Annotated in this window: 9 protein-coding genes and 6 pseudogenes; 4 read left to right on the top strand and 11 right to left on the bottom strand. The window is 70.3% G+C overall.

Going from position 1 to position 15,998, the window contains the following annotated elements; genetic code table 11:
* Positions 1–9 precede the first annotated feature (9 nt).
* Both purN and KAE78_RS10595 read right to left on the bottom strand, forming a co-directional pair.
* Positions 10–596, bottom strand: a pseudogene (gene purN, locus KAE78_RS10600) (phosphoribosylglycinamide formyltransferase).
* Between the two features lie 9 nt (positions 597–605).
* The gene (locus KAE78_RS10595; RefSeq protein WP_223170823.1) at positions 606–2,105 is read right to left on the bottom strand and encodes a DUF6350 family protein; all 1,500 of its coding nucleotides are present in this window, start codon (positions 2,103–2,105) and stop codon (positions 606–608) included.
* A gap of 89 nt (positions 2,106–2,194) precedes the next feature.
* On the opposite strand from KAE78_RS10595, the pseudogene KAE78_RS10590 reads away from it, so the two are divergent.
* Positions 2,195–3,660: pseudogene (locus tag KAE78_RS10590) on the top strand (NCS2 family permease).
* Between the two features lie 53 nt (positions 3,661–3,713).
* Here KAE78_RS10590 and KAE78_RS10585 read toward each other — a convergent pair.
* Positions 3,714–4,121, bottom strand: a complete 408-nt coding sequence (locus tag KAE78_RS10585; protein ID WP_223170822.1) for a VOC family protein — start codon at positions 4,119–4,121, stop codon at positions 3,714–3,716.
* A 73-nt stretch (positions 4,122–4,194) separates the two neighbouring features.
* Between KAE78_RS10585 and KAE78_RS10580 the strand changes: the two genes are divergently transcribed.
* Positions 4,195–4,776 (top strand): TetR/AcrR family transcriptional regulator, encoded by a 582-nt coding sequence (locus tag KAE78_RS10580; RefSeq protein ID WP_223170821.1) that lies wholly within the window; start codon positions 4,195–4,197, stop codon positions 4,774–4,776.
* Positions 4,777–4,779: 3 nt separating this feature from the next.
* Here the strand turns inward: KAE78_RS10580 and KAE78_RS10575 are convergent, their stop codons facing one another.
* The 4 genes and pseudogenes from KAE78_RS10575 to sucC all read right to left on the bottom strand — a co-directional run bounded on the left by KAE78_RS10575 (position 4,780) and on the right by sucC (position 8,582).
* Entirely contained in the window at positions 4,780–5,877 is a 1,098-nt protein-coding gene (locus KAE78_RS10575) for a polysaccharide deacetylase family protein (RefSeq protein ID WP_223170820.1), read from the bottom strand.
* 179 nt (positions 5,878–6,056) lie between these two features.
* The gene (locus tag KAE78_RS10570) at positions 6,057–6,338 is read right to left on the bottom strand and encodes a hypothetical protein (RefSeq protein ID WP_223170819.1); all 282 of its coding nucleotides are present in this window, start codon (positions 6,336–6,338) and stop codon (positions 6,057–6,059) included.
* A gap of 118 nt (positions 6,339–6,456) precedes the next feature.
* Positions 6,457–7,358, bottom strand: a pseudogene (gene sucD, locus KAE78_RS10565) (succinate--CoA ligase subunit alpha).
* A 60-nt stretch (positions 7,359–7,418) separates the two neighbouring features.
* Positions 7,419–8,582, bottom strand: a pseudogene (gene sucC, locus KAE78_RS10560) (ADP-forming succinate--CoA ligase subunit beta).
* 156 nt (positions 8,583–8,738) lie between these two features.
* Between sucC and KAE78_RS10555 the strand changes: the two are divergent.
* Together KAE78_RS10555 and KAE78_RS19740 are read left to right on the top strand one after the other, a co-directional pair.
* Positions 8,739–9,548, top strand: a complete 810-nt coding sequence (locus tag KAE78_RS10555) for a TetR/AcrR family transcriptional regulator (RefSeq protein WP_223170818.1) — start codon at positions 8,739–8,741, stop codon at positions 9,546–9,548.
* A pseudogene (locus KAE78_RS19740) lies at positions 9,431–10,842 on the top strand (phytoene desaturase family protein); the annotation flags it as partial. The gene KAE78_RS10555 and the pseudogene KAE78_RS19740, both read left to right, overlap by 118 nt.
* Positions 10,843–10,988: 146 nt before the next feature.
* On the opposite strand, the gene ligD reads toward KAE78_RS19740, so the two are convergent.
* From ligD to KAE78_RS10530, 4 genes and pseudogenes are all read right to left on the bottom strand, one after another.
* On the bottom strand, positions 10,989–12,008 hold the full coding sequence (gene ligD / locus KAE78_RS10545; protein WP_223170817.1) for a non-homologous end-joining DNA ligase: 1,020 nt from the start codon (positions 12,006–12,008) through the stop codon (positions 10,989–10,991).
* Between the two features lie 170 nt (positions 12,009–12,178).
* Positions 12,179–12,454, bottom strand: coding sequence for an SseB family protein (locus tag KAE78_RS10540; protein WP_411155930.1), 276 nt, complete (start codon positions 12,452–12,454; stop codon positions 12,179–12,181).
* Entirely contained in the window at positions 12,400–12,948 is a 549-nt protein-coding gene (locus KAE78_RS10535) for an SseB family protein (RefSeq protein ID WP_223170815.1), read from the bottom strand. The genes KAE78_RS10540 and KAE78_RS10535 overlap by 55 nt, the downstream gene beginning before the upstream one ends.
* 398 nt (positions 12,949–13,346) lie before the next feature.
* Positions 13,347–15,824 (bottom strand): annotated as a pseudogene (locus KAE78_RS10530) (ATP-dependent helicase).
* Between the last annotated feature and the right edge of the window lie 174 nt (positions 15,825–15,998).

Raw genomic sequence — 15,998 nt, 5'->3', positions numbered from 1 at the left:
TTCTTCGGGTCAGTCGGATGCCGCCAGCGCCAGTTCACCCGTCGCCACTCGGCGGACGACGTCGATGAGCAGGCGCCGCTCGACGGGTTTGATGCGCTCGTGCAGGGTCTCCTCGGTGTCTCCGGGGAGGACGGGCACGCGCTCCTGGGCGAGGATCGGGCCGGAGTCGACGCCGTCGTCGACGACGATGACGCTGGCGCCGGTCTCGGTGACCCCGGCGGCGAGCGCGTCGCGCACGCCGTGGGCTCCCGGGAACTCCGGCAGGTAGGCGGGGTGGGTGTTGACGATGCGCGGAGCGTACTCGGCGACGACCGCGGGCGGAAGCAGGCGCATGAGTCCGCTCAGGACGACGAGGTCGGGGGCGTGGGCACGAAGCTGCTCTGCGAGCGCCTCTCCCAGGCCGCACGGCTGTCGTAGTCGGACCACCGGACCGTGAAGCTCGGGATGCCGAACTCCGCCGCGTGCGCGAGGCCGGCCGCGTCGCGGTCGGCGCCGACGACGACCACCCGCGCGGGGAAGTCGGGCCGGCGTGCGGCGTCGAGCAGGGCGCGGAGGTTCGAGCCGGTGCCGGAGATGAGGACAGCGACCGTGAGCACCCGGCAAGTCTACCGAGGTGAGGACGGGTCTCCGTCCCCGATCCCTTCCTCGCTGTCGTCGCCCAGGAAGCCGAGGTCCATGGGCACGGTCTCGCCTTCGGGTCGGTGGCGGCATCCGAGCCCTCGGATCCTTCGATCCCCCGCCTCCCTCCGGCCGATGCTTCGCGTCGCCCGGAGCCTCGGAGGCGTGTGGGCCCGGCTCAGGGACCGAGGCGGACGGCTCGAGGGCCGAGTGGGACGGCTCAGAGCCCGCAGAGGGCTGCCCCAGCCCGGCGAGAGACGTCGCCCAGGAGCGCTCCTCGGCGATCTCTTCACGGTGGCGCGGCGAGAGCAGGAGGATCGCGCTGCCGAGGAGCACCTCCGCGCCGAGGGCGAGCGCCACGAACCCCGGATGCGGGCCGAGCTCGGCCATGCGACCGGGTCCGATCGAGCCGGAGGCCAGCCCCGAGGCCGCCGCCCGAACCCCGCGGCGAGCGCCGCGATGCCGACGGCGATCGCCGCACGCGGAAAAAGCCCGATGTCCCCGCCGTGGGAGACCAGCCGCGATCGGATCATCCACCCGGCGAAGGCGCCCACGGCCACCGGCACGAGCACGACGACGAGGGCCCACATCGAGGTGTTCTCCGGCAGCGCGCCCAGCACCGGGATCGCGGGGATCACGCTCAGTTCCGTGCCGGCGGGCGAGATCGCCGTGCCCGTGCCGACGGCGAAGCCGGGTCCGGCCAGCCAGGCGATGGCCCAGATCACCAGCACGGGAACGTAGGCGAGCTGTCCGAGGGTGATCACGGTCGCGCCGAGGGCATCGACGCCGAGCGCTTCGAAGAGCGCGACGATCTCGCCCATCCCGGCGAAGACGGCGACGGCCACCAGCACACCGCCGAAGCCGACCATCCCCACGATCGCGGCGAGGCCGCCGCGCACGATGCTCTCCGGCACCGCGCCCCACTCGTGGTAGTCCTCCACCCAGGCGCGCAGCTGCGAGACCGGCCCCTCGTCACCGAGGCGCCACGCCGCTCCGAGGGCGCCGGCGAGCGCGCCGACGAGGTAGACCAGCGGCGGGAACACGATCGCCTGCCCGAGTGACGTCTCCACCGCTCCCAGGCTCCCGGTGAGAGCCACACCCGCAGCGATCGCGGCGAAGGTGACGGTGCCGGCTGCGACCCCGACGGCTCCTGCGCCCGCCCGGATCGCGCGCACGCCCGAGCGCCCCGCGAACAGCAGCGTGAAGCACAGGAAGGCGAGGGGGACGAGCGAGAGGACGAACTCCGCGGCATCCGGATCGATCCCCACCGCCACGACCATGTCATCGGGGATCGTCACCGAGAGCGCAGCCCCGTGGCCGAACTGCCACAGCGTCGCCGTGGTCGGCCAGAGCGCCGCCCAGTCGCCCGCGACCCCGAAGGCGACGATCCAGAGCAGCGTGAGCGGAGCGAGCAGCACGACCAGCCCGACGGCCGCGGCGATGGCCGCGTCGACGGCGGCCAGGAGCGCGACGAGGAGGCGTTGCATGTCCCCACGAGACTACGACGAGAATCCGACCGTTTCGCGTGGGCACGCCCGGCGCCGGGGCGCTAAGTTCGTCTTCGGAGGTTCTACCCATGACAACTGCCCCTGCGTCCGCTTCCGAGACCACCGCCGAGCCGAAGAATGCCCTGGACCGCTACTTCGAGATCACCCGGCGTGGCTCGACCCTCGGCACCGAGATCCGCGGAGGCCTGGTCACCTTCGTGACGATGGCCTACATCGTGATCCTCAACCCGATCATCCTGTCGGGCGTGACCGATGTCGAAGGCAACTCCCTCGCCTTCAGCGCGATCGGTGCGGCCACCGCTCTGAGCGCCGCGGTCATGACGATCCTGTTCGGCCTGATCTCCCGCCTTCCCTTCGCCTTCGCGGCGGGCCTGGGCATCAACGCCTTCGTCGCCTTCTCGGTCGCCGGGGAGGTGACCTGGCCCGAGGCCATGGCGCTCGTCGTCATCAACGGACTGATCATCGTGCTGCTGGCCGCCACCGGTCTGCGCAAGATGATCTTCGACGCCGTGCCGATCCAGCTCAAGATCGCGATCACCGTCGGCATCGGCCTGTTCATCGCCTTCATCGGCTTCGTCAACTCCGGCTTCGTCACCTCCGGCGACAACCCGCCGGTCGAGCTCGGCGTGCACGGCTCGGTCGCCACGGTCCCGACGCTGCTGTTCGTGCTGACTCTGCTGACGATCGGCGTGCTGGTCGCGCTCAAGGTCAAGGGCGGCATCCTCATCGGTCTCGTCGGCGGTACCGTCGCCGCGGTGATCATCGAGGCGATCTGGAAGATCGGGCCGATGTTCGGGCCCGAGGGCGTCAACCCGGCGGCTGGGGGCTGACGGTCCCGTCGCTGTCCGGCTCGCCGTTCAGCCTGCCCGACCTCAGCCTCATCGGCGCGATCAGCTTCGGCTTCGACCTCGGCAAGGTCAGCCTCGTCGCGCTGGTCATGATCGTCTTCACCCTGGTCTTCTCGAACTTCTTCGACGCGATGGGGACGATGACCGGTCTCGCCAAGGAGTCGGGTCTCGCCGACGCCAAGGGCGACTTCCCGCGCATCAAGTCGGCGCTGGTCGTCGAGGGCGTCGGCGCCGTCGTCGGTGGGGCGACCTCGTCCTCCTCGACGACGGTGTTCATCGAGTCCGGATCGGGCATCGGCGAGGGGGCGCGCACCGGCTTCGCCAACATCGTCACCGGTCTCATGTTCATCCTGGCCATGTTCTTGACGCCGCTGACCGAGATCGTGCCGACCGAGATCGCCGCCGCGGCGCTGGTCATCGTCGGCGCGATGATGATGTCGCAGATCAAGCACATCGACCTGGGCGACTTCCGCGTGCTCGTGCCGGTGTTCCTGACCGCGACCGTCATGCCGCTGACCTACTCGATCGCCAACGGCATCGGCGCCGGCTTCGTCAGCTGGGTGCTCATCCACGCGTTCTCCGGCAGGGCGAAGACGATCAGCCCGCTGCTGTGGGTGGTCGCCGGCGGCTTCGTGCTGTTCTTCGCGCGCGGCCCGATCGAGGCGCTCTTCGGCGTCGGGATCTGACGCCTGTGCGGCGACGGTCGGATGCCGCGGCGTCCTCCCTCGCCGTACAGGCGTCACTCCGTGCCGTAGGCTTCGGCGAACTCCGGCGAGGGCGCGATCGGCTCGATGACGTCGAGGAGGACGCCGCCGGGCGCCTCCACGATGAAATGCCGTTGCCCGAAGGCCTCGTCGCGCAGGGCGAGACGCTCGGGCAGGCCGCGTTCGCCCACGATGCGCGCATGCTCGGCGGCAGCATCCGGAACCTCGACGTTGAGCAGCAGTCCGCGCACCGGTTCGCCGAAACCGCCGGGAATCGTCTCATGCGAGCGATCGAGGATCGCCAGCTCACCTCCGTCGAACCGCAGGCTCACGTACCAGTCCGACTCGAACGTCGTCTCGAAGCCGAGCACGTCGCGATAGAAGTCGGCGGATGCGGCGACATCGTCCACCATCAGCACCGGGTAGAAACTCGTGATCTCCATGGCGACCCTTTACGTACAGCGTGTTTGTATCAGTGGCACTAGGATACATACACAACGCACGTAAGGGAAGCGCATGGCCAGAGCAACCGCGGCCGAAGCCGCCGAGACCGCGCGGAGGATCCTCGAGGTCGCCCGCGCGCACTTCGCCGAGCACGGCTATGCCGCGGCATCCGTCGACGAGATCGCCCGCGCCGCAGACGTCACCCGCGGCGCGGTCTATCACCATTACTCCGCCAAGCCCGGGCTGTTCCGCGCCGTCGCCGCCGCGCAGCAGGAGGCGATCGCCGACGCGATCGTCACCGCGACGGCGGGAGCGGATGCCGATGCCGCGCTGCGCGCCGGGAGCCACGCCTTCCTCGACGCGATCACCGAGGGCGCCGCGGCACGGATCCTGCTGATCGAGGCTCCCGCGGTGCTGAGCTGGGACGAATGGCGCCGGATGGACGCGCAGGGCTCAGCAGCACACCTGCGTGAGGGCCTGTCGGAGACGGGCATCGCGCCACGCCTGCTCGACGCGGCGACCGCCGCGCTGTCCGGGGCGATGAACGAGCTCGCCCTCTGGCTCTCCGATCGCCCTGGGGATACCGCCGCCCGCGCCCACGCGCACGACGTGCTCGATGGTCTGCTCGAGGCGACGACGTCCGGCACGCGCTGAGCGTCAGGGGGCGCCGCGCCAGGCGCCGCGCCGTGGCAGGTCGCCGTCGAACAGCTGGGTCACCGTCACGAGCGTGAAGCCCCGATCGCGCAACTCCGAGATGATCTCGGGCGCGAGCGCGACCGTCTGCTCGTGCGTGTCGTGGAACAGCACGATCCCGCCCGGCTCCGGCTCGTCGATCGCCTCCCGCAGGAGCCTCCTGTCCGACGGCCCGGCCCAGTCGCGCGTGTCCACCGTCCAGAGCACCGCGGGGAGGCCCGCGACCTTGAGCACACGTCGGTCGACGTCGCCGTAGGGCGGCCGGAACGTCGCCACGGGCTGGCCCGAGAGCGTCCGCAGGAGCGAGCGCGTGCGCTTCAGTTGCGAGCGGATCCCGGCATCCGTCAATTGGGTCATATGAGGATGGCTCCACGTGTGCGCGCCGATCTCATGCCCCTCGGCCGCGGCTCGCGAGACGGTCCCGGGCAGACGGGACGCCGACGACCCCAGGACGTAGAAGGTCGCGGCGGCCCGTGCACCCTCGAGCTCATCGAGCAGACGCGGCGTGTGCGCGGACGGCCCGTCGTCATAGGTGAGCGCGAGGCACGGCAGAAGGGTGCAATCGACCCATTCGCGGCCTGCGGGCACGGCGTCCGGGCCGTCGAAGGCGCGTCCGGATGCCGCCGCCAGACGTCGACCGAAGGGCGTGGCAAGACGCGCGACGAGCTCGGCCGGAACCTCGACGGTGAACGCCTCCGGGGTCGCCCCGATGCCGAGCCCGCTCGGATCCGCGACGAAGAGCTCCGCCGGGACGGTGAAGGCCATCGCGCCCTCGGCCGCCGGGACCGTCGTGGCCAGAGCCGCTCGGATACCGTCCTCCTGCTCCTCGGCGCCCTCGCCGTACGGCGTGCGGCTGAGCGCACCGGCTTCGCGACGGATCGCCTCGACCAGATCCCCGTGCAGGGCTGCGGCGGCTCCCTCCTGCCAGAGATCCTCGGCTGTCGCGGTCTCGCCGGTCGCCGTGTCGACGTAGATGACGACGGAGCTGTCGGAGTCCTGTTCCGAGGCCGTGCCGACGACGACACGCAGACGCTCGCCGAAGAAGGGACCCTGCGCCGCCACGATGTCGCAGACGACCGCCGCGCCCGAACCCGCTGGCGGTCCCAGCTCGGGGTGCGAGAGCACCTCGGAAGCCGGTAGGAGCGTCGAGCCGGGCAGGCAGCCGCGGGCGCTGAGCCCAGCGCCTCGCGCCTCGACGACCGGTGTGTAGTCTCCGCCCTGCTGACGGATGGTCGAGCGGATCAGCTCGTCGATGCGCGCGTTGAGCGCGGCGACGTGATCCCCGTGCCCGGGAGGTAGGCCATGCGTGCCTGCACGCCGACGGTGTCGTTGCGGAGGCGCTGCAGGGTGAGCTCGGGGAAGGCCGCGGGGTCGAGAGGCGCCGGCGGCGCATCGACGACACGCACCCGGACGTCGTCCCGCTCGGGCGGCTCCTCGTGCGCCTCGGCAACCGGTCCCCAGCTCGCGGTGCCGAGGAGACAGAGCAGGGCGAGGGAAGCCGCGACCGAGCGCCGGGCGTTCATCGGCCCGCACCCGCGAGCAGCTCGGCGATGGCAGCACGATCGTCGCGCATGTCACCTCTCCCCGGGATGCAGAGAGGGGCCGGATGCGAGCATCCGGCCCCTCATCCTCGTGTCGCTGTTACAGGGCCTCGACGATGGCGCGCATGAGCTCGGCGGTCTCGGAGGGGTCTTCCCGACCTTGACGCCGGCGGCCTCGAGGGCCTCCTTCTTGGCCTGCGCGGTGCCGGCGGAGCCGGAGACGATGGCGCCGGCGTGGCCCATGGTCTTGCCCTCGGGCGCGGTGAAACCGGCGACGTAGCCGACGACGGGCTTGGTGACGTGCGCCTTGATGTACTCGGCCGCACGCTCCTCCGCGTCGCCCCCGATCTCGCCGATCATGACGATCGCCTTCGTGTCGGGGTCCGCCTCGAACGCCTCGAGCGCATCGATGTGCGTGGTGCCGATGATCGGGTCGCCGCCGATGCCGATGGCGGTGGAGAATCCGATGTCCTTCAGCTCGAACATCATCTGGTACGTCAGCGTGCCCGACTTCGACACCAGCCCGATGGGGCCGGTGCCGGTGATGTTGGCCGGGGTGATGCCGGCCAGCGCCTCACCGGGAGTGATGATGCCGGGGCAGTTCGGGCCGATGATGCGGGTCTTGTTGCCCTTCGACTTCGCGTAGGCCCAGGCCTCGGCGCTGTCGCCCACGGGGATGCCCTCGGTGATGACGACGAGAAGCGGGATCTCGGCGTCGATGGCCTCGATCATCGCGTCTTTGGCGAACTTCGGCGGCACGAAGGCGACCGACACGTCTGCGCCGGTCTTCTCCATCGCCTCGGCGACCGTGCCGAACACGGGCAGCTCCACTTCGCCCTCGTGCGGCTTCTCGTGGGTGACGGTGGTGCCGGCCTTGCGGGCGTTCACGCCGCCGACGATGTTGGTACCCGCCTTGAGCATGAGCGCGGTGTGCTTGGTTCCCTCGCCGCCGGTGATGCCCTGGACGATGACCTTGGAGTCCTTGTTGAGGTAGATCGACATTTCTTCAGTCCTTTATCTCGGCCCCTGCCCGCAGGCGGGCTCAGGGACCAGCCAAATCGGTCAGGCGTTCGCCAGCTCTGCGGCCTTGTCGGCGCCTTCGTCCATGCCCGCGGCGAGGGTGACGAGGGGTGGTTGGCCTCCGCGAGGATGGCGCGACCCTCCTCGACCTGGTTGCCGTCCAGGCGGACCACCAGGGCTTGGTGGCGGCATCGCCCAGGATCTCCAGGGCCTTCACGATGCCCTCTGCGACGGCCACGCACGAGGTGATGCCGCCGAAGACATTGACGAACACGCTCTTGACCTGCGCGTCGCCGAGGATGACGTCGAGACCGGCGGCCATGACCTGCGCGTTCGCGCCGCCGCCGATGTCGAGGAAGTTCGCCGGCTTCACGCCGCCGTGGTTCTCGCCGGCGTAGGCGACGACGTCGAGCGTCGACATGACCAGGCCCGCGCCGTTGCCGATGATGCCGACCTCGCCGTCGAGCTTGACGTAGTTGAGACCGGCCTCCTTGGCCTTGGCCTCCAGCGGGTCGGCCGCGTCCTTGTCCTCGAGCGCCTCGTGCTGCGGGTGACGCACCTCGCTGCCGTTCTCGTCGAGCGAGACCTTGCCGTCCAGCGCGATGATCTCGCCCTCTTCCGTGAGCACGAGGGGGTTCACCTCGACCAGCGTGGCGTCCTCGCCCTTGTAGACCTCGTAGAGCTTGACGAAGACATCGGCCACCTTCGAGACGAGCTCGTCGGGGAAGTTCGCCGCCTTGGCGATCTCGATCGCCTTGGTCTTGTTGATGCCCACCAGCGGGTCGACCTCGATGCGGGCGAGCGCTTCGGGTTTCTCCACCGCCAGCTGCTCGATCTCCATGCCGCCCTCGACGGAGCACAGCGAGAGGTAGGAGCGGTTGGCCCGGTCCAACAGCACGGAGAAGTAGAACTCCTCGGCGATGCGGGCACCGGCGGCGACCATCACGCGCTTGACGACGTGGCCCTTGATATCGAGGCCGAGGATGGCCTTGGCCGCCTCGTACGCCTCTTCGGGGGTCTTGGCGACCTTCACGCCACCGGCCTTGCCGCGACCGCCGGTCTTGACCTGCGCCTTGACGACGACCACGCCGCCGATCTTCTCCGCGGCTGCCTTCACCTCCTCGGGGTGTCGGCGACGATGCCGGCGAGCACCGGCACTCCGTAGGATTCGAACAGGTCTCGTGCCTGGTACTCGTAGAGATCCACTTCAGTCCTTCGCTGATTGCGGCTGGCGGGACGCGACAGATTTGTCGGAGCATCGATCGGGGAATAAATCGACCCGATTCACCAGCTTACTACCCGGAAGATGCCTCTCCGGGCATGGTGCGGGCCCTGAGAGGCGCAGAGGAATAGGCTCTGATCATGAGCGATGTCGCACACCACTCCGCCGCGCGCACCGGCGTCGTCTCGGCCGCGCTGGATCTGTTCGCCGCGCAAGGGTTCGATCAGACCTCCGTCGAGCAGATCGCCCGCGCCGCCGGCGTCTCGCGTTCGACCTTCTTCCGCCAGTTCGGCGGCAAGGAGGACGTCGTCTTCGCCGATCACGAGGTGCTGCTCGAACAGCTGCGCGCCTTCCTGGCGGCCGGCCACCCGAATCCCTGGCTGGCGATCTGCGAGGCGTCCACGACCGTGTTCACCCACTTCGCGAGCGACCCCGAGGTCGCCCGGCGCCGCTACGAGATCGTGCGGCAGGTCCCGGCGCTGCGCGAACGCGAGATCATCACGGTGTTCCGCTACGAGCGCCTGTTCGACGACTACCTGCGCACGGCGCTTCCCGACATCGATCCGCTGGACGCGGTGGGTTTCGCCGCGCTCGTGACAGCCGTGCACAACCACGTGCTGCGCCAGCTCCTGCGCGGGAAGCGCGTGCCGGCATCCGCCCTCCAATCCGCGTTCGACGATGTGCTGCGGCGCTACGGCGTGCATCCGGATGCCGCCGGCGAGCCCTCCGCGGACGACATCGTCGTCGCCGTCTTCCCCGCGCGATGCCGATGGCCGAGATCACCCGGCGCGTGCAGGCCGAGCTGGCCTGAACCGTGGCGCGCGCGACGATCATCGGCAGCGGTCCGAACGGACTCGCCGCCGCCGTCGCGCTCGCTCGCGCGGGCTATGAGGTGCGCGTCCTCGAGGCGGCCGGAACCCTCGGCGGCGGCGTCCGCACCGCCGAGCTGACCCTGCCCGGATTCCGGCACGACATCGGCTCCGCCGTCCACCCCGCCGCTCTGGCCTCCCCTTCCTCCGCGCGTTCGGAATCCAGCGGCGCGTGGACTGGATCCGGCACGAGGTCGCCTACGCGCATCCGCTCGACGACGGCCGTGCCGGCATCGCCTGGCATGACCTCGAGCGCACCGCCGAAGCGCTCGGGGCGGATGCCAGAGCCTGGCGGGCGCTGCTGCGGCCCTTGAGCAGGCACATCGAGGGGTCGTCGACTTCACCGGCTCCTCGCTGCTACGGGTGCCGCGGCATCCGCTCACCGCCCTCCGCTTCGGCCTGCGGGTGCTCGAACAGGGCACGGCGATGGCGAAGCACTCCTTCCGGACCGAGGAGGCCGCGTCTCTGCTCTCCGGTGTCATCGCCCACGCGAACACCCCGCTGCCCTCGCTGAGCGCCGCGGCGGCGGGACTGCTGCTGGCCGCCCACGCGCACGCCGGCGGCTGGGCCTTTCCGCGCGGCGGCGCCCAGGCGATCGCCGACGCCATGATCGACGATGTCCGCGCGCACGGCGGCACGCTCGAGACCGACGCGCGGGTGGACGACCTCGACGCGCTGGACTGGGGCGACCCCGCCCGCGGCGACCTCCTGCTGCTGAACACCTCCCCGCGGCTCCTGCTGACGCATCGCGACATTCCCTCGCGCTACGCCCACGCCGTGCGGCGGTACCGCTACGGCCCTGCGGCCGCGAAGGTCGACTTCGCCCTCGACGGCCCGGTCCCATGGACGAACCCGCTCGTGGCGCGGGCGCCCACCGTGCACGTCGGCGGGACGCACGCCGAGGTGTGGGCGAGCGAGAACGCGGTCGCGGCGGGGCGGGTGAGCGAGCGCCCCTACGTGCTGGCGGTGCAGCCCTCGGTGGTCGACGAGACCCGCGCCCGGCGGGCAAGGCGGTGCTGTGGACGTACATCCACGTGCCGCTGGGCTCGGACCTCGACCCCACCGAGCTCGTCACCCGGCAGATCGAGCGGTTCGCACCGGGCTTCCGCGATCGCATCCTCGCCGGTCACGCTGTGCCGGCATCCGATCGCGAGGCGTTCAATCCCTCCGACATCGGAGGCGACATCCTCGCCGGCTCCTTCACGATGCTGCAGGCGGCCCGGCGTCCCACCCTCTCCCCGCACCGTGGCGCACACCCGTGCGCGGGGTGTATCTCGCCTCGGCGGCGACGCCGCCCGGGCCCGGTGTCAACGCGATGGCCGGGTGGTACGCGGCGCGCACCGCTCTGGCGGATGCCGGGACCCCGCCTCACTCGCCGACCTCTTCCCCGGCCCTGAGCGCCCCTCCCGCCCTTCCTCCTTTCGCCCAGTGCACCACCTGTCACCGAGTGCACCGTCTTCTGACCGCGAACACCTGGTGCCTCGACGACAACCGGTGCACTCGGGAAGGGTGGGACCCTGCTCAGTCCTTCTTCGCCCGGCTCGGCTGCACGCGCGGCGGCTCGCCGGGCATCTTGGGGAACTCCGGCGGGAACACCAGCTCCCCGAGACCGGCGGCCACGTCGCGCTCCCACCAGCTCAGCAGCGTGTCGAGGCGGCCGGGCGCCTCGTGCATCCGCTCCCAGGGGTCACCCACGGTGTCGAGGCGCTCCGGGATGCTGCGCACCGTGAACGCCGCCGGGTCGATGCCGTCGAGCTCGTCCCACTCCACCGGCGTCGACACGGTCGCGCCCGGCAGTGCGCGCGGGCTGTAGGCGCCGGCCATCGTACGGTCGCGATTGGCCTGGTTGTAGTCGAGGAAGATGCGCGCCCCGCGCTCCTCCTTCCACCAGTTGAGGGTGACCTCGTCCGGCATCCGACGTTCCAGCTCGCGTCCGGCCGCGATCACCGCGTGACGGACGTCGAGGAACTCGTGCTCGGGCACGATCGGCGCGAAGATGTGCAGGCCGCGGTTGCCGCTCGTCTTGGCGAAGGCCTCCAGCCCCGCCTCCCGCAGCACCTCGCGCAGCGCGTGGGCGACGACGACCGCATCGTCGATGTCGGTGCCCGGCTGCGGGTCCAGATCGATGCGCAGCTCCACCGGCAGATCCGTGTCGGATGCCAGCGACGCCCAGGGATGGAACACGATCGTGTTCATCTGCACCGCCCACACGACCGCGGAGGGACGCTCGAGGACGACCTGCGGATGCCGCCTCCCGCTGCCGTAGGTCACCTCGACCGCCCCGACGTAGTCGGGCGTTCCCTTCGGCGGGTTCTTCGAGAAGAAGCCCTCGGAGTCGATCCCTGCCCGGAACCGCTCGAGCGAGACCGGACGGTCGCCGTTCGCCCGGAGGAAGGGCTCGGCGACGAGCTGCACGTACTCGGCGAGCTCGGCCTTGGTGATGCCGGCCTCCGGCCACACGACGCGGTTCGGGCTCGAGAGGGCGACCTCCCGTTCCCCGTCGGGGTCCGACACGGAGATCACGACGCGCTCGGCGGGCATGCCCCGACTCTACGGGGCGCCGACGGCACGCGGAAGACAGGTGTTCTGCGGCATCCGGGTTCGGGATCTCGGACGAGGTGCGCCGCCCCCGGCGTGTCGGGCCACGACTCGCCGATGGCGTCCCGGACGTCCGGAATTCCGAACCGGATGCCGGAGCTCCGATCCGTCGGCTACTCCACGGCGAGCGCGATCAGCTCGGTGAGCGCCTCGCGCCGCACGACCGCCGACGGCCCTGCCGGGTCGACGAGGACACCGGAGAGGCCGAGCTGACTCTTCAGCACCTTGCCGAGCTGCTCGGGCGTGAAGGGCAGCGGCCGCTCCCCGCGTCCGAGCGCCACGACCTCCAGCGGGTGACTGAACAGCTGCAGGAAGCGGGAGCCGTCGGGCGACTTCATCTCCGCGATGCCGACCTCACCGGTCGGCTGCGTGCCGGCGGCCACCCACATCTTGGTGGTCTTGAGCGCATCGGCCACGAGCCCTCCACACCGCTCTCCTGCGGAACCGCGAGGATGCCCTTGACCGCCAGCTTCGGGTCGGCCTCCTCGATCGCCTTCTTCAGCACCTCGGTCGGGAAGACCGCGCGGTGCGGCGCCGAGGCGTTGTCGAGGATCAGGCCGGTGAAGTCGCCCGCGATCACCTGGTGGAGGACCGCGGAGACGGGCTGTGCGACGGCGGAGGAGTCCTTCGGATCGGAGTCCTGCACGAGGACGCGCCGCAGCGCCTCGGCTGAGCTGAAGGCGAGCAGGAAGCTGCGGTCGCCGTCGCGGAGGATCCCGATCGACAGGGCCTGTCCCTGCTTCAGCTGCTCCTGGGCATCGCCGTGCACGCGCAGGATGAGGTGCCCCTGCAGCGCCTGGCGCAGCACCCCGAGCAGCTGTTCGTTCGTGGGCTTCTCGCCCAGACGCGCGAGGGCCTCGCGCAGCAGCACGTTGTCCTGCATGCCCGGAACGGTGTGGTTCTGGGCGGGAGGGGCGATGGGAGCGAGCGGCAGCGGTCGCTCGGCGGTCGGCTGCGGAGATGCCGGGCGGCCGCCTGCACGGGCGCGGGGGCGGGTGCCGCGGCATCCGACTCCTCCAGCCCGACCTCCGGACCCGCCTGGGCACCGACGCCGCGGAACGCCTGCACCGAGATGTTCACCTCGGGAGCCGCCGGCGCCTCTTCGGTCTCGGGCGCGGCGGACTCGGGCGCCTCAGCGACCTCGGGCGTCGGATCGGTCTTCTTGCGGCGGGAGAACAGGGCCATATCTGCCAGCCTAACCCGGGGTCCTGCGATCGTCGTCCGGAGCGAAGCCGCCACGGGGGAAGCTCGCCGGCGGGCGCCGGGTGCCCGGATGCCGTGCTACAGCTTCTCGATCGGCGCGATCTTGATCAGCAGCTTCTTCTGGCCGGCGGTGTCGAAGCGCACGTGCGCGATGCGCTTGGCCCCCTCTCCGGTGACCATGTCGACACGCCCCTCGCCGAAGTCGGCGTGACGGATGCGGTCGCCCGCCTCGAGCGTGAGATCGCCGTTGTCGCGCACCTTGGCGGTGACCCGGTTGGGGAATCTGTCGGATGCCGTGGACAGCGGCTTCAGCGACGACTCTCTCTTCGGCAGCGGCCGTGCGCCCCAGGCGCCTCCTCCGCCGCTCCCGGTCCCTGAGCTTGTCGAAGGGCGCCGGGCATTGAGCGCGCGCGACTGGGTGCCGCCGCGGGAATTGACGTCTCCGGGCGACTGCCGCCAGTCGATGAGCTCAGCCGGGATCTCCTGGAGGAAGCGGCTCGGCATCGCGACCGACACCTCGCCGAACTGCGCGCGAGTCATCGCCAGCGACAGGTACAGGCGCTTGCGCGCGCGGGTGATGCCGACGTAGAAAAGGCGACGCTCTTCCTGCGGGCCGCCCGGCTCCCCGCCGAGATGCGGTGCGGGATGAGGTCTTCCTCGACGCCGGTGAGGAAGACCGCGTCGTACTCGAGCCCCTTGGCGGTGTGCAGGGTCATGAGCGAGACGGAGCCGGAGGCGTCGTCGAGGTCGTCGGCATCCGAGACGAGGGCGACCTCGGTGAGGAAGTCGACGATCGTGCCCTCGGGGTTGTTGCGCGCGAACTCGCGGGTGACGGCGACGAGCTCGTCGAGGTTCTCGACCCTCGCCTCGTCTTGCGGGTCGCGGCTGGCGCGGAGGGCGTCGAAATAGCCGCTCTTGTTCAGCAGCAGCGTGAGCCCTTCGGCCACCGAGGTGGGCGGCGGCACCTCTCCCGAGGAGGGATCAGGATCTCGGTCGCCTCTCGCAGCACGGTGTCGAGCTGCGTCAGCGCCGCCTGGAGCTTCGGGCCCAGCCCGATCTCGGCGGACGCGGCGAGCGCCTCGCGGAAGGTGATGCCGCGGTCTTCGGCGAAGCGCGCGATGTTCGCCTCGGTCACGCCGCCGATCCCGCGGCGCGGCTTGTTGAGGATGCGGCGCAACGACATCTCGTCGGCCGGGTTCGCAACGGCGATGAGGTAGGCGAGGGCGTCCTTGATCTCGGCGCGCTCGTAGAACTTCGTGCCGCCCATGATCTTGTAGGGCACGGCCGCGCGGATGAAGATCTCTTCCAGCGCGCGCGACTGCGAATTGGTGCGGTAGAAGACCGCCATCTCGGAGTACGCCTCGCCCGCCCGATGCAGCGCCTCGATCTCGTCGGCGATGAACTGTGCCTCATCGTGCTGCGAGTAGCCGGTGAAACCGACGATCTTCGCGCCGTCGCCGCGATCGCTCCACAGCTTCTTGTCCTTGCGGTCGAAGTTGTTGCCGATGACGGCGTTCGCCGCGGACAGGATGTTCTGCGTCGAACGGTAGTTCTGCTCGAGCAGGATGACCTTCGCCCCGGGAAGTCGCGCTCGAACTCGCTGATGTTGCGGATGTCGGCGCCGCGGAAGGCGTAGATCGACTGATCAGAGTCGCCGACGACCGTGAGCGAGGCGCCCGTCTCCGCCGCCTCGGTCCCTGAGCCCGTCGAAGGGCCCGCCGGCTCGTCCCAGATGAGCATCCCGTTCGCCTCGAAGGGCTCCGCCTCCGGCGCCGAGCCCGAGACCGGCCTGGTCAACTCATGGATGAGCGCGTACTGGGCGTGGTTGGTGTCTTGATACTCGTCGACGAGGATGTGCCGAAAACGGCGCCGGTACACATCGGCGACGTGCGGGAAGGCGCGGAACAGGAACACCGTCTGCGCGATCAGGTCGTCGAAGTCGAAGGCGTTGGCCTTGCGCAGCTCGCGCTGGTAGTCGGCGAAGATCTCCACGAAGAGTCGCTCGACGGGATCGCTCGTGTTCGCCTGACGGGCGTAGCTCTCGGCATCCGCCAGCTCGTTCTTCGCCTTGGAGATGCGGGACTGGACGGATGCCGGCGTCAACCCGTACGCGTCGGCCTCGTGCTGCTTGACCAGCCGTTTGATGAGCGCCCGCGAGTCGCCGGAATCGTAGATCGTGAAGGCCTTCGTGAAGCCGAACTGCTCGGCCTCGCGGCGGAGGATGCGCACACAGGCGGAGTGGAAGGTCGAGATCCACATACCACGCGCGGTCTCGCCGACCAGCTGGGCGACGCGCTCGCGCATCTCGCCGGCGGCCTTGTTGGTGAAGGTGATCGCGAGGATCTGGCTCGGCCACGCCTCACGGCCCCGCAACAGGCTCGCGATGCGGCGGGTGAGCACGCTCGTCTTGCCCGAACCCGCGCCGGCGACGATGAGCAGCGCCGGCCCGCGGTAGGTCACCGCCTCGAGCTGCTGCGGGTTCAGACCCGCCAGCAGAGGATCAGGCGCAGGAGTATCGGATGCCGCAGAAACTGCGGCCGGAAGGGGCTCGCTCATCGTCTCCCCAGTCTATTCGCGGCATCCGACGTTGCCGCTCGGGCCGAGGGCACTCCCGCACTCGGCATTTTCGGGACCGGTCCCCTCGATCCCGATCAGACGCCGCATCGAGCTGCGTTTCTGGGACCGGTCCCAGAATTCAGCGCAGCGCCCCGCCGAAGCGCGGCGAAAAAC

Source organism: Microbacterium sp. NIBRBAC000506063 (assembly GCF_017968845.1).
Lineage (GTDB): Bacteria > Actinomycetota > Actinomycetes > Actinomycetales > Microbacteriaceae > Microbacterium.
The sequence above is the reverse complement of the archived record's forward strand: the minus strand, read 5'-3'. Positions and strand labels throughout refer to the sequence as shown.